General features: G+C 39.3%; 15 protein-coding genes. 8 read left to right on the top strand and 7 right to left on the bottom strand.

What is annotated here, in order from left to right:
• Nucleotides 1-13: 13 nt before the first annotated feature.
• The 4 genes from pfkA to JN11_RS05300 form a co-directional block, all read right to left on the bottom strand.
• The gene (gene pfkA / locus JN11_RS05285; RefSeq protein WP_144910322.1) at nucleotides 14-991 is read right to left on the bottom strand and encodes a 6-phosphofructokinase; all 978 of its coding nucleotides are present in this window, start codon (nucleotides 989-991) and stop codon (nucleotides 14-16) included.
• A gap of 223 nt (nucleotides 992-1,214) precedes the next feature.
• Nucleotides 1,215-2,951, bottom strand: a complete 1,737-nt coding sequence (locus JN11_RS05290) for a protein-disulfide reductase DsbD family protein (RefSeq protein ID WP_246138941.1) — start codon at nucleotides 2,949-2,951, stop codon at nucleotides 1,215-1,217.
• A 14-nt stretch (nucleotides 2,952-2,965) separates the two neighbouring features.
• Complete coding sequence (locus JN11_RS05295; protein ID WP_144910324.1) at nucleotides 2,966-3,418, bottom strand: protein-disulfide reductase DsbD domain-containing protein; 453 nt, start codon at nucleotides 3,416-3,418, stop codon at nucleotides 2,966-2,968.
• Between the two features lie 125 nt (nucleotides 3,419-3,543).
• Entirely contained in the window at nucleotides 3,544-4,323 is a 780-nt protein-coding gene (locus JN11_RS05300; RefSeq protein WP_144910326.1) for a biotin--[acetyl-CoA-carboxylase] ligase, read from the bottom strand.
• A 47-nt stretch (nucleotides 4,324-4,370) separates the two neighbouring features.
• Here JN11_RS05300 and rsfS point away from each other — a divergent pair, with 47 nt between their 5' ends.
• The 8 genes from rsfS (at nucleotide 4,371) to JN11_RS05340 (ending at nucleotide 11,577) form a co-directional block, all read left to right on the top strand.
• Nucleotides 4,371-4,745 carry a ribosome silencing factor gene (rsfS, locus tag JN11_RS05305; RefSeq protein WP_144910328.1) on the top strand — a complete coding sequence of 125 codons (375 nt, stop codon included), beginning with the start codon at nucleotides 4,371-4,373 and terminating at the stop codon, nucleotides 4,743-4,745.
• 88 nt (nucleotides 4,746-4,833) lie between these two features.
• Nucleotides 4,834-6,942, top strand: coding sequence for an ATP-dependent zinc metalloprotease FtsH (ftsH, locus tag JN11_RS05310; protein ID WP_144910330.1), 2,109 nt, complete (start codon nucleotides 4,834-4,836; stop codon nucleotides 6,940-6,942).
• A 179-nt stretch (nucleotides 6,943-7,121) separates the two neighbouring features.
• Nucleotides 7,122-7,760 (top strand): LutC/YkgG family protein, encoded by a 639-nt coding sequence (locus tag JN11_RS05315; protein WP_144910332.1) that lies wholly within the window; start codon nucleotides 7,122-7,124, stop codon nucleotides 7,758-7,760.
• Nucleotides 7,761-8,008: 248 nt separating this feature from the next.
• A complete protein-coding gene (locus JN11_RS05320) occupies nucleotides 8,009-8,371 on the top strand; it encodes a hypothetical protein (protein ID WP_144910334.1) in 363 nt (120 codons plus the stop codon).
• 10 nt (nucleotides 8,372-8,381) lie between these two features.
• A complete protein-coding gene (locus JN11_RS05325) occupies nucleotides 8,382-9,038 on the top strand; it encodes a hypothetical protein (RefSeq protein ID WP_144910336.1) in 657 nt (218 codons plus the stop codon).
• 124 nt (nucleotides 9,039-9,162) lie between these two features.
• Complete coding sequence (locus JN11_RS05330; protein WP_170227692.1) at nucleotides 9,163-9,867, top strand: sensor histidine kinase; 705 nt, start codon at nucleotides 9,163-9,165, stop codon at nucleotides 9,865-9,867.
• Entirely contained in the window at nucleotides 9,839-10,474 is a 636-nt protein-coding gene (locus JN11_RS05335; RefSeq protein WP_144910340.1) for a response regulator transcription factor, read from the top strand. Before JN11_RS05330 ends, JN11_RS05335 begins: the two co-directional genes overlap by 29 nt.
• Nucleotides 10,475-10,503: 29 nt before the next feature.
• Nucleotides 10,504-11,577, top strand: a complete 1,074-nt coding sequence (locus JN11_RS05340) for a PA0069 family radical SAM protein (protein WP_144910342.1) — start codon at nucleotides 10,504-10,506, stop codon at nucleotides 11,575-11,577.
• Nucleotides 11,578-11,625: 48 nt separating this feature from the next.
• Here the strand turns inward: JN11_RS05340 and JN11_RS05345 are convergent, their stop codons facing one another.
• The 3 genes from JN11_RS05345 to JN11_RS05355 all read right to left on the bottom strand — a co-directional run bounded on the left by JN11_RS05345 (nucleotide 11,626) and on the right by JN11_RS05355 (nucleotide 14,038).
• Complete coding sequence (locus JN11_RS05345) at nucleotides 11,626-12,015, bottom strand: ribosomal maturation YjgA family protein (protein WP_246138942.1); 390 nt, start codon at nucleotides 12,013-12,015, stop codon at nucleotides 11,626-11,628.
• Nucleotides 12,016-12,197: 182 nt separating this feature from the next.
• Nucleotides 12,198-12,941 carry a zinc ribbon domain-containing protein gene (locus JN11_RS05350; protein WP_144910344.1) on the bottom strand — a complete coding sequence of 248 codons (744 nt, stop codon included), beginning with the start codon at nucleotides 12,939-12,941 and terminating at the stop codon, nucleotides 12,198-12,200.
• Nucleotides 12,941-14,038, bottom strand: a complete 1,098-nt coding sequence (locus JN11_RS05355; protein WP_144910346.1) for a Nif3-like dinuclear metal center hexameric protein — start codon at nucleotides 14,036-14,038, stop codon at nucleotides 12,941-12,943. Before JN11_RS05355 ends, JN11_RS05350 begins: the two co-directional genes overlap by 1 nt.
• Nucleotides 14,039-14,073 lie beyond the last annotated feature (35 nt).

A 14,073-nucleotide genomic window follows, 5' to 3' on the forward strand; every position in this document is an offset into this window, starting at 1 on the left:
TGGGCATAAAAAATTATATCGCCAGTATTTCAACAATTTTTAAGAAATCAGGATTGATCTCTACATTGTGCTTAAGTGCGTGTTCAAATGGTGTATAGGCAATTTCGTTATGGATGAGGCCTATCATTTCATTACGGTGCCCGTCTCTTAAAGCCTCAACCGCAGCAACCCCTACACGGCTCGCCAGTACACGGTCCATGCAGCTCGGCCTTCCACCACGTTGAATATGACCCAATATGGATACACGGGTATCATAGTTAGGGAATTTTTCTTTTATCTGTCTTCCAACTTCAAAAGCATCACCTGCTATACCATTTTCGGCAAGCATAATGATCTTTGATTTTTTATCCTTACGGCCCTTTTCCAAACGGTCAAATACAGACTGTAGATCGGTTTTGCTTTCCGGAATCAATATGGCTTCGGCACCTGCGGCAATGCCGGTACGTAAGGCAATTAGGCCAGAATCACGACCCATTACTTCAACAATAAATAATCTATCGTGCGATTCGGCAGTATCCCTTATCTTATCAACCGCATCAATTACGGTATTAATGGCAGTATCATAGCCAATGGTAAAATCGGTACCGCAAAGGTCGTTATCAATGGTGCCTGGCAGCCCAACAACCGGAATGTCATACTCCAAACCAAAAATATGAGCTCCGGTAAAAGTGCCATCACCGCCAATGCCTACAAGGGCATCAACATTATTTGCTTTTAAATTTTCATAAGCCTGCTTACGGCCTTCTGGGGTTTTAAATTGTTCGCTTCTTGCAGTTTTAAGGATGGTTCCTCCGCGTTGAATAATATTGGATACCGATTTACGGTCCATTGGGAACATATCACCCTTAATCATTCCGTCATAACCACGGCGGATGCCGGTTACATCAATACCATAATAAATAGCCGAACGTACTACTGCCCTGATGGCGGCATTCATCCCCGGCGCATCGCCACCTGATGTGTAAACTCCAATATTCTTAATTTGCGTCATTTTTTGTTGAAAGGGCGCTGAATCGCTTTGTAATGAAAATATAACCTGTATAAAAACCCTTTACAAAGTTAAGGCTTGCAACCCTCCTTTATAAAAGTTTGGCGAATTTACACTAAATTTTCTTATGAGAAATTATTCCTTACAGTTTGTTGGGTAATTGGCCAATAAGGGTTGGCTGTATTATAAATAGCGATGGGTTTTAAACCCATCGCTATTTATAAGGTTATTTTTTATAAGCAGCAATCCCACTATCTAAGAATTTTAAATAGCTGGCCACATCATAGTTGGCAGGGGATGGTTGTATTTGTTTTCCGCTTTTGTCGGCAAGCATGTTGCCATCGCTATCCAGCAAAACATAATAAGGCTGCGAGTTTGAATTAAACCTTGAAGCCTCCAGATCACTCCATCTGCCACCCAGGGTGGTGATTTTTTTACCACTGTAAGCTGAGGTAAATTGTTCGGAAGGAGCTAGCTCTGCTTTATCATCAACCACCAGTTGCAATAAAACATAATCGTTTTGCAAACGATCAAATACCTGTTTGTCTGACCATACATTACTTTCCATTTTACGGCAGTTAACACAGTTAAAGCCAGTAAAGTCAATTATTATAGGTTTATGCAGTTCTTTTGATGCCTGCAGCGCCTGGTCATAATCATAAAAGGCATCTAATCCGCGGGTACTTATGCGGGTATAGTTTTCGGCGTATTTATGATTTTTGATAGATGATGAAGCACCGGCAGAAGATGTCGTTGAGCCGCCAGGGGATGGGGATAAATCAAAATCCTGAGTAGCAATTGGGGGTAAAAATGCGCTGATAGATTTTAGCGGCGCACCCCACAATCCCGGAATCATATAAATTACAAACGCAAAAACAATGATAGACAGGAAAGTGCGCGGAATACTTAAATAGGGTACATCACTATCATGCGAAAATTTAATTTTCCCAATCAGATATAATCCCAACAACAGCCCGATTGCTATCCAAAGGGATAAAAATATTTCGCGGTCAAACCAGTTCCAATGGTAAGCCAAATCCACATTTGATAAGAATTTTAGCGCAAATGCCAGCTCTAAAAAGCCTAGCACAACTTTAACGCTATTGAGCCATCCGCCAGATTTTGGCAGGCTTTTTAATAATGATGGGAATAAAGCAAATATGGTAAAAGGCAATGCCAGTGCTAATGAGAAGCCAGCCATACCCACAGCCGGGCCAAGTCTATCGCCCTTTGAAGCTGCATCAACCAATAGTGTTCCTATAATGGGTCCGGTGCATGAAAATGATACAACCACTAAGGTTGATGCCATAAAGAAAATACCGGTAAGGCCCCCTTTATCAGCATTTGCATCCAGTTTATTGGCAAGTGAACTGGGTAGAGTAATTTCAAACGCACCCAAAAATGAAATCCCGAAAACAACCAGCAACAGGAAGAAGAACATATTAAATATACCATTGGTTGCCAGCTCATTTAAAGCATCAGAACCAAATACAATGGAGATTAACATCCCCAGTGATACATAAATAATAATGATTGATAATCCGTATACTAATGATTGCATAATTCCCTTAGCCCGTGTGCCGCTTTTTTTGGTGAAAAAGCTTACAGTTAAAGGCAGTAAAGGATATATACATGGTAAAAGCACAGCAGTAAAACCGCCTAAAAGGCCGGCTATAAAAATCTCCCAAAGTGTTTTGGGCTTTTCAGGGCTGGAAACCTTTGTTGCAGCAGCATTATTTACTGCAGGTTTTGTTGTTGCAGCAGCTTGTGCCTTTTTGCGGGCGGCAATGCTATCAGCGGCAGTAGGTATGGTTGTAAACTGAACATCCGAAGATGAAACAGTATCAGCAGTTTTAGTTTGAAATGCTTTAACCTCATGAGTTCCTCCAATTAAAAAGAAGGATAAAGTTAAAAGCAGGATCATTGCTGTTCTTAATGAACGGCCCTTGTTGATTGTTCTCATTTTAAAACCGCCCGTTATTTACCTAAAGGAATAGAGAAATCAAGATCTTCCGGTGGAAGGCATTTCTGATCGTTACAGGTCATATATTCCAGCTTGCCTTTAACAACTGATACATTGGCTGATTTTAATTTTATTTTTTGCTGAAAAGTAACCGTTTTTTCAAAAAAGCTAACATTCATACTGAACGCTTTTTCGTAACGTGTTACCGGGGTTGGTTCGGTTGTTTTGCCATTCAGACTATAATCTTTTGAAGGGTCAAAAGTAAAAGATGTTTTTATTGGGCCGCCATCTTTAACATCAAGCGAATAAATATGCCATCCATCCTGAATGGTTGCCCTTAAAAATACAACAGCTTCTGTACTGCTTATTTTTTTTGCAGCATATGACCACTTTACCGGTGTTTCAATTTGTGCATAAGTGCTAATCCCGACTATCATCAGGACTATCAAAATCAATAATTTTTTCATTATAAATTTATATGTTGTTATTGTTGTTTGTATTTTAAATGTGTTAGTTACCGAAAGAAACGCGGCGCAGTAAAAATAAAATTCAATTCTGATTTTATGCTGAACCTAATTACGCTTAAAACCAATTATTGTAATTTGTTCAAAAATTCAATTTCTTTCAGGCTAAACTCTAATATGTGCTTATTATTATCTTCAATAACTAAAAGTCCGTTAAACATTACATCCTTTATGGTGCCTTCCAAAAAGCGATTGCCAGCCTTAAAACCTTTTTGTTCATTTAACCAATATAGTCGGCTCAAATAGGAATTCCTTACAAAAGAAGTTTTTCCTGCTTTTAAGTTCAAATACCAGGCTTCAATATGTTTGCAAATTTCGGATAATAAAGCCTCTAAACCATAATCCTGATGTAAGATTTGCTTTAATGAGATGGCGTTGGGCAGGTGCGGCGGGAAGTTTTCCTGGTTAATATTGAGGCCTATGCCAATAATGGAGTGCTTGATTTGTCCGCCTTGTATCATATTTTCAATTAACATCCCACCTAATTTGTAGTCGCCATAGTAAATATCATTGGGCCATTTGATCTTTAACCTGTCACCAAGCAAAGGTTCAAGGGCATCAAAAACCCCTAAACTGATGGCTCTGGTCAGGTCAAACTGCTCTGCAATGGAAATGAAGCCAGGTTTAAAAAGTACGCTGAATGTTAGGTTTTTACCCGGTTCAGCATGCCAGCCATTTTGATGCTGCCCCCGGCCGGCAAACTGGTTTTCTGCCATAATGACTGTTCCTTCAATCACTGGCTTGGAATTTGACGCTAATTCCTTGAGGTAATTATTGGTTGAATCAACTTCTTTAATAGTAATATAATTTTGTCCAACAAATAACCCCGAAAATATGTTATTTTGCAAAGTATAATATTTTAAAACTTAAAATCGTTCAAAACTAATTCTTTTTGATGGTAAAAAGCAAAGCGCAAAGCGAATCCGCTTACATTTCTGAATTGGCCATACACGGCATACAAGAAAAAAAAGGGAATGAAATTATCAGGCTCGACCTGCGGAATATTTTTAGTTCAGTATCCGATTATTTTGTGATCTGTCATGCAGAATCAACAACGCAGGTAAAAGCCATAGCAAACAGCGTAGAAGACGAAATATATAAAGCCACCCAACAGGAGCCCTGGCGAAAAGAAGGCCTTGAACATGGAGAATGGATACTGCTGGATTATATTGATGTAGTGGTCCATGTTTTTAGAACCGATAAACGTGAATTTTATGGTATGGAAGATTTATGGGGCGATGCAGAAATCAAAATGTATAAAAGTGCATAAATAAGTAACAACTGCATGCAATAATGCGTCAATACCCACACCCATACGAATATTTAAATAAAGATTGTAAGTTTGAGCTTGTAAAGAAATGAAAGATAATAAATTGGAAAAACCAAAACCTCTCCGGAAAATACCGAATAAAAAAATAAGTCCAAAGCCGCCCAAACCAAACATTATGTGGTTTTATGCCATTATTGTTGTGGTTATATTGGGCCTGGCTACTCTATTAAATGGTAGCAATACCAGCTCTATCACCTTTCAGCGTTTTTCTGAACAAATGCTGAAACAGCATGACGTTGATAAAATTACTGCATACCGCAGCGGAGATTTGATTGTAGCGGATGTTTACATCAAAAGTGAGAGTTTAAAAAAGTCACAATATAATGACGCCAAAAAAGAGCAGCGGCAATTTAATATGGGGGGCGCAGATGGCCCTCAATATCAATTTACCGATGCATCATTTGAGAGTTTGAAACAATCAATCAATAATGCTGAAAAGGATTATGGCTTTACAGATGCCGACAAAGTGTCAATCAGTTATGAACAAGGTCATGAAAGCCTTTTGTCAAACTGGTTCGTACAGTGCATTATAATGGCAATAGTGCTTGTTGCTGTTTGGCTGTTTATAATGCGCCGCATGAGTGGTGGAGCAGGAGGCGGTCCGGGCGGACAAATATTTAATATAGGCAAATCTAAAGCTACCCTGTTTGATAAAGAGGCTCAGGTATCGGTAACCTTTAATGATGTTGCCGGACTCGAAGAGGCTAAGCAGGAAGTAATGGAAATTGTTGATTTCCTGAAGAACCCTAAAAAATATACTAACCTGGGAGGTAAAATTCCTAAAGGGGCATTATTAATAGGCTCACCCGGAACAGGTAAAACTTTGTTGGCTAAAGCCGTAGCTGGTGAGGCACATGTTCCGTTCTTCTCTTTATCAGGATCTGATTTTGTGGAGATGTTTGTTGGTGTTGGTGCATCGCGTGTACGTGACCTTTTCCGCCAGGCAAAAGACAAAGCCCCTTGTATTATATTTATTGATGAAATTGATGCCATTGGCCGTGCCCGTGGTAAAAACAATTTTGTTGGAGGCAATGATGAGCGTGAAAACACTTTAAATCAGTTACTAGTTGAGATGGATGGTTTTGGTACCGATTCTGGTATCATTATTCTGGCCGCTACCAACCGTCCGGATGTGTTGGATTCAGCATTGTTACGCCCAGGACGTTTTGACAGGCAGGTATCCATTGATAAGCCGGATCTTAACGGCCGTGAACAGATATTTAAAGTTCACTTAAAGCCGTTAAAGTTGGCTGATGGTGTTGATGCTAAGAAACTATCGGCACAAACTCCTGGTTTTGCGGGAGCCGAAATTGCCAACGTATGTAACGAAGCCGCATTGATCGCGGCCCGAAAAAATAAAGAGGCTGTTGATATGCAGGATTTCCAGGATGCGATAGATCGTGTTATTGGTGGACTGGAAAAGAAAAATACGCTTATTACCCCAGAAGAAAAAAGAGTGGTGGCGTATCATGAGGCTGGCCATGCAATTGCAGGTTGGTTTCTTGAACATACCGACCCGTTAGTTAAAGTATCTATTGTTCCACGTGGAGTTGCAGCGTTGGGATACGCACAATATTTACCAAATGAAAGATTTTTGGTTGCAAGAGAAGAGCTTATTGATGATATGACCTTATCAATGGGTGGCCGTGTTGCAGAAGACATTACATTTGGTAAGATTACTACCGGCGCGCTGAGCGATCTGGAACGTATTACACGTGTAGCCTACGGCATGGTTAGGATCTATGGAATGAATGATAAGGTAGGTAATGTATCTTTTTATGATCCGCAGGGTGAGAACCAGTTTAATAAACCATATTCTGATACCACAGCTGAATTAATAGATACAGAAGTACGTAACCTGGTTGATTTTGTATACAACAAAGCAAAAGATCTCTTAATAGCCCACCGCGAAGGTTTGGAAAAAGTAGCATTAAAACTATTGGAGAAAGAGGTATTGTTTCAATCAGATCTTGAAGAAATACTGGGAAAACGACCATTTGAGCATCGTACAGCTTACGATAAGTTTGTAAATGGGCCCGAAGTTGTTCCGGAACCGGTAGTAGTGGCTTCAGAAAGTAATTCGGAAACTTTTGAAACTAGCCCTGAAGAAAAAGAAGCCAGCGCAAACAAAGAATAAGTATTTTAATATACAGTCCTAAGTTTTTACTCTTAAGCAGCAGATAACACAGTGTTTTCTTAAGCTTTAGATTAGAGACTTAGGATTTTTTATAAAGAAGAATCACTAATTTGATTTTTTTAAGTTCTGTAAAACAAAAAGCAGACTTTGCACTTAAAACTCAAGGCTAAGTACAAACAATGAGGGATATTACAACATCAAAGGAAAAACTACTCAAAAAGATCCGTAAGGCCCTGCTTGAGAAAAGGGATAACCCATATCCTAATCTGGAGGACCTGCCTCATTATGCTCCATCTGATGAATTGCCCGAAGTGTTATTTGCAGAGCAATTTACTTCAGTATCCGGTCAGTTTCTTTTTTGTGAAGATGAGGTACAGTTTATTGAAAACTTACTGGAACTTGCCGAAGAACGTAAATGGCGCAAAATATACTGCTGGGAACCAGCTTTGCAGCAGGTACTGAAAAAGTTTGATTATCCCTTTTTTGAAACCGATAAAGATTTTGAACAGGCAGATGTTGGATTTACCCTTTGCGAAGCACTAATTGCACGTAATGGCAGTATTTTAATTTCAAATGCCGGAATGGCTGGCCGGCGTTTAAGTATTTACCCGCCGGTTCATATTGTACTGGCCTATACTTCGCAGCTTGTGCTCGATTTAAAGGACGGGTTTAAAATAATTAAAAACAAGTACGGTACTGATTTACCCTCAATGATCAGCAATATTACCGGTCCAAGCCGCACTGCAGACATTGAAAAAACCCTTGTGCTGGGGGCTCATGGTCCTAAAGAGCTATTTGTATTTCTATTGGATGGTTAGTCAATCTAACTAATTACCGCGTCATCAATTATTGGTTTTCAACTTACATCGCTTTATTTTTAAGTCAGAAATTGTCATGTTTTATAAGTATTTCAGCTGAATTTTGACCGGGAAAAACGTAAGGTATTAAATGATAGTTATTTAACGCACCGTTAAATAACGCAGCAGAAACCGTTATTTAACGGGGTGAAAAAACGTAGTTATACTTTATATTAGCCATTATTTAACTAATACCTAATTAATTTATCATGGCTTCAATTATCGACAAAGCGTTAGCACAGAGTTTAATTGACTCTTATCGTGCACAAAACTCCTCTCCTGATGGCCCCGGCTTGTTAACACCTGACGGACAATTTTTAAACGGCTTTTTTATTGACAGGGATAGCCTGGATTCTATTCTGTCCAATGATGACTTTGCAGGAATTAGTATTCACCTGGCTAAGCATCCAGATTTTCCAACAGGCGACCAAAAAATTTTTACTATTATTTTTGCAGGCGCTGTGCCGAATCCGGGTTATGAAAAAGGAAGCGGAATGCCGCCGTATTTAAACAACGATCAGGTTTGGGATCAGGTAGAACCGTGCCCGCCGGTTTGTGCAAATCTCATTTAGTTTAATTTGAATGGATAATCAATATTACGTATACTTATTGCTGCTGTTTTTAATTTCTATTGCAGGCGTTGCCCGTTATAAAAAGCTTTCACCGGCATTTAAAACATTAACAACACTTATTATAGCAACCTTTATTAGTGAAACTATAAAGAAGATAATTGGTAAAATATTTCATAATAGCATGCCCGTTGCACATTTATGGGCAATTATGGAATATGCTTTTTTTTCTTTTGTTTATTATCACCTTTTAGAAGACAGATTGGTAAAAAAGGCAATAATTGCATCTGTGTTTTTTATGCTGTTGCTTGAAATTGTAAATTTTTCATTTTTTGAAACCCTTTTACAGTTCCCTTCCCTCATATTAAATGTATCGCAATTTATTTATGTACTGTACTCGCTGCTTTTATTTAGACAAATGTTGCTAAATCCTGCTGAAGAAAGTCTTTTTAAACAAAGTGTCTTTTGGTTTAACCTGGATATGTTGTTGTATTGTACCGCCATGTTTCTTGATTTTGCGTTGACCGATTATTTTATAAAAAATAATTTGGATGCAACTATATTAATATACTTCAGCATTGTTGTCAATATGTTATTTTATGCCGTAATTGGTGTTTCTATCTTAATCGACAACAGGAAGTATAATGCGGTTAGTTTTAATAACAGTTAACAGTAATCCAAGCAGTGATGAGTTATACGTTATATTTTTTTCGGCAACAGCTTTTTTTGTATTCCTAGCCGGCTTTATTATTTATTTTATCGTACTATATCAAAAAAGACAGAGACAGAATAAAGTGGAAAGGGAATCCTTACAGGCAAATTTTCGTCAGGAATTTCTTAAGGCCAGGTTAGAAATACAAGAGCAAACTTTTGCTCATGTAAGTCGCGAAATACATGATAATATAACACAGGTATTATCATTTGTAAAGTTAAACCTGGCTATGATGGGAGGTACAAATGCCGAACAGCAAGCTAAAATTAGTGAAAACAGGGATTTGATCGCGCAGGTTATTACCGATCTGCGCGATCTTTCAAAAAGCCTTAGCTTTGAAAATATTACCAAGCAGGGCCTGGTAAAAACCATTGAAATTGAAACCAGGAGGATTAATAAAAGCGGACTGCTTAATTCAACACTTTTAATAGAAGGAGATAGCTATCCATTGGGCGAACAACGGGAATTGGTGCTGTTCCGCATTTTTCAGGAAGCCCTTAATAATACATTAAAGCATTCAGGAGCTAAAGATTTAACAATCGCCTTGCAATATATTCCTGAAATGTTTACCTTGACCCTCGAAGACAACGGGACCGGATTTTTGAGGGATAACCTTGATGATTTTATGGGCGCCGGATTAAAAAACATAGAAAACAGGGCATCCCTGATTGGCGCTGTAGCTACAATAAACAGCGAGCCTGGGAATGGATGTTCAATAAAAATAAGCCTAAACCCTTTAGAACAACGATTATACGCCGATGGAAACCATCAAGATCACATTGGTTGATGATCACCGCCTCTTCAGAAGCGGTATAGCCTCTTTAATTAATAATTTAAATGGGTACAGCGTTCTTTTTGAAGCGGCAAACGGCGAGGAACTAACTCAAAAAATAACCCCGCGTAATAAACCTGATATTGTTTTGCTGGATATTAACATGCCAGTTATGGATGGCACCCATACGGCCAGGTGGCTGCATGATGTTTATCCTGAGATTCATATCATTGTTTTATCAATGCATGAGGATCCTGAAAAGGTACTTACCATGCTTAAATTGGGGGTTAAAGGGTACCTGTTAAAAGATGCCGAACCCCATGAATTTGAACAGGCCCTGCGGAAAGTTGCGAAAGGAGAGGTTTACTACCCCGAATTTGTTACCCGCCTTTTATTAAGTTCTTTTAGCCAGTCTGCTTCTGAGGTTAAACTAAACACCCGGGAGCTTGAATTTTTGAAGCTTGCCAGTACAGAACTCACCTACAAAGAGATTGCCGACCAAATGAACATCAGTGTACGTACCGTTGACGGTTACCGCGATGCCCTGTTTGAAAAACTACACGTAAAAAGCAGGGTGGGTTTGGTTTTGTACGCTATAAAAAACAAGATGATCGACTTGTAATTTGCTAATTTTATTAGCAAATTTGTGCTATGGCACATGAGGAGAATCCTGATTTTTTTAAGGGTAGAGGAGCTCAGGTTAATACACACAATAAGTTTTTAAAAAGCAAGTATGTTCTTGAACATGTAGAGGGCCTTGACGAACCTTTGCTTGAAAACTCGGCCACACAACTTTTTGAAGAAACGCCTAAAAAGATTGTAAGCGAATCAAACAGTCCTGATCTGAGTCATATGTATTCCATAAACCCATATCAGGGTTGTGAACATGGTTGTATTTACTGCTATGCCCGCAATTCGCATGAGTATTATGGATTTAGTGCAGGGCTTGATTTTGAAAGAAAAATCATTGTGAAGCGAAACGCACCAGAGTTACTGGAAGAGTATTTTAACAAAAAAAATTACCGGCCGGTTTGCATCATGTTATCGGGTAATACAGATTGTTATCAACCTATTGAGCGCAAACTGGAAATTACCAGGGCGCTTTTGGCGCTGTTTTTAAAATATAAAAACCCCGTAAGTATTATCACCAAAAACAATGTGATATTACGTGACCTGGATATTATATCAGAACTGGCCAAATTGAATCTGATTCACGTAAATGTATCTATTACCTCATTGGATGAGCAATTAAGGCAAAAGCTGGAACCCCGCACCATAACCGCCAGCGGCAGGCTTTCTGTTATCCAAAAGCTATCAGAAAATGGAGTGCCAGTTAGGGTGATGGCTGCGCCCATCATCCCAGGATTGAACAGCAATGAGGTGCCTGCCATTATTAAAGCGGCAGCAGATAGGGGAGCATTATCTGCAGGATTTACCATAGTAAGGCTGAATGGCAGTATAGCCGAAATTTTTAGCGATTGGATCACCAAGGCTTTTCCCAATAAAGCCGAAAAGGTGCTCAACATGATCAGATCCTGTCATGACGGGCAGTTAAATGACAGCGATTTCGGGCGCAGAATGAGCGGGGAAGGTAAAATAGCTGAATCCATCCACCAGATGTTTAAAATGGCTTGTAATCGCTTTTTAGATGGCCGGGAAATGCCTGCTTACAACTATGATTTATTTGTGCCGAAAAAAGGGAAGCAGACGAGTTTGTTTGACTAGGGCGGGCCTATTTACAGAATGCAATGATGCCGGGAGTATGCGTAGGGATTAATGGGGCATGGTGTTTTTGAGGCAACCATTAGCTATTAGTATTTCAACAATTATTCCAATCGCTATGCCTATAGTATAACACAGCATATCACCCCAAAGAAAAGTTTCACCTAATATTAATCCGCCAATTACCGTGTGCCTGATATTGTTGATCCACGGCGCTTGGTAAAGCTGACTAAATTCAATAGCGTAACAAAACAATAAGCTGACTATAGAGACCCATTTTATACTTCGGGTTATAAAAAGAAACCGGACTATGAAATAGACCATTAATGCCCATAAAATATCGCCTACAAACAAAGGGATGCCTGCAATATGCCTGGATAAGAGTCCGAGGATAATGGTAATAATAATCAGTATGAAATAAGAGAGTCGAGGTTTTAGCACAATAGTTTTTATTGAAGTTAAGATTTCGTAGGGTTTTAAACAACAGTGCGCCCCGGCTAGTGTTGTCACCAACGGGTAACATAAAAGCTTCTGTGGAACAAGTCCTTGTATACCTGAGTCTTTATTAAACAAAAAAAGACGCCCTAATGAGCGCCTTTTATATATTTTAATCAATAATCGGCTTATACTGTTTCAGCTTCTAAAGCCATTTGCTCATCAACCAGGATACGGCCGCAATGCTCGCAAACAATAATTTTTTTGCGTTGACGGATATCAGACTGACGCTGAGGTGGAATCTGGTTAAAGCAACCTGAACATGAATCGCGTTGTATAGTTACTACAGCCAGACCATTTTTTGCATTTTGGCGCAGGCGGGTGTAAGCAATTAATAAACGTTCTTCAATATTTGCAGTAGCTTTTTCTGCTTGTGAAGTAAGTTCAGATTCTTCTTTCTGTGTTTCAGCAGTAATGGTGCCTAATTCAGCTTTTTTAGCATCAAGGTCACTTTTACGTGAATCCAGATCAGCTAACGCTTTGTCATAGATTGCAGTTTTTGAAGCGATTTCAAAACCGAATTCACGGATTTTTTTCTCACTTACCTGGATATCTAATCCCTGAATTTCAACTTCTTTTGAAATTGCGTCATACTCGCGGTTGTTTTTAACCTCATTAAGCTGACCTTCGTATTTTTTGATGTTAGCCTGTGCTTCCTTTATCAGGTTTTTACGGGTAACTATATCATCCTCCAAGTCATCCAGCTCGTTCTTTATTTTTTGTATACGGGTTTCAAGACCTGCAACATCATCTTCAAGGTCGGCAACCTCCATAGGTAATTCACCTCTAACCTGGCGAATTTTATCAATTTTGGTGTGGATGGTTTGTAGTTCGTATAAAGCTTTAAGCTTTTGTTCTACGGTTTGTTCCATTAAATAAAATATTTGACGGGGTTTGTATTTACTTCTGTTAAACGGACGGCAAAGTTAATAAATTTTTTCCGTATTATTTCATACAATAATTGTTGCGTAAATTGCTCACTTTCAAAATGTCCAATGTCGGCAATAATGATTTTTCCTTCGGCATCAAAAAACTCATGATATTTGTAATCAGCAGTGATAAAAATATCGGCACCGGCGGCTATGGCCTGCTTTAACAAAAAGCCTCCGGCCCCTCCGCAAACAGCAACTTTTTTAATCTGCCTGCCAGTAAAAGCGGTATGCCGTATCACCCGGGCTTTCATTTTATCTTTTACATGATATAAAAAGGCTTCTTCCTCTACCGGTAACTCCAGTTCGCCAATCATACCGGAGCCAACTTGTGGGTTTTGGTTGGTAAGGGTATACAGGTCATAAGCCACCTCTTCATAAGGATGTGCTAAAATCAGCGCCATTATAATTTTGCTTTCCAGTACAGCAGGGTAGATGGTTTCTATACGGATTTCATTTTCCCTATGCAGTTTACCCGGTTCGCCAACAAAAGGATTGGTAAGCTCATTGCCTTTAAAAGTACCGGTACCTTCTGCATTAAAGCTTACTTCGCCATAGTTGCCAATATTACCGGTGCCGGCTTCAAATAATGCGGCCCGTACCGCATCGGCATTTGCAATGGGTACGTAGGTAACCAGTTTTTTGAGTAAATTATGTTTTGGTGCCAGTATGTGGCAGTTTTTCAGACCCAGTGTTTCACAGATACGGGCGTTGACCCCTGTCATGATATTATCCAGGTTGGTATGAATGGCATAAAGTGCAATATTATTGCGGATAGCCTTTTCAACCACTCGCTCCACATAGGTTTTGCTGTTGAACTTTTTTAACCCGCGAAAAACAATGGGATGGTGGGATATAATTACCTGGCAATTTGTGGCAATAGCCTCATCAACCACGGCCTCTGTACAATCTAAAGAGATTAGCGCCTGTTGAATTTCCTGATCCGGATAGCCAACTATTAAACCTGCATTATCGTAATCTTCCTGGTAAGCAAGCGGTGCAATACTTTCCAGGAAGCTGGTTAATTGGGATAATTTCATAATCCCGAAGTTAGCGCAGGATTTTTAAGATTAAA

The organism is Mucilaginibacter frigoritolerans, assembly GCF_007830615.1.
Lineage (GTDB): Bacteria > Bacteroidota > Bacteroidia > Sphingobacteriales > Sphingobacteriaceae > Mucilaginibacter > Mucilaginibacter frigoritolerans.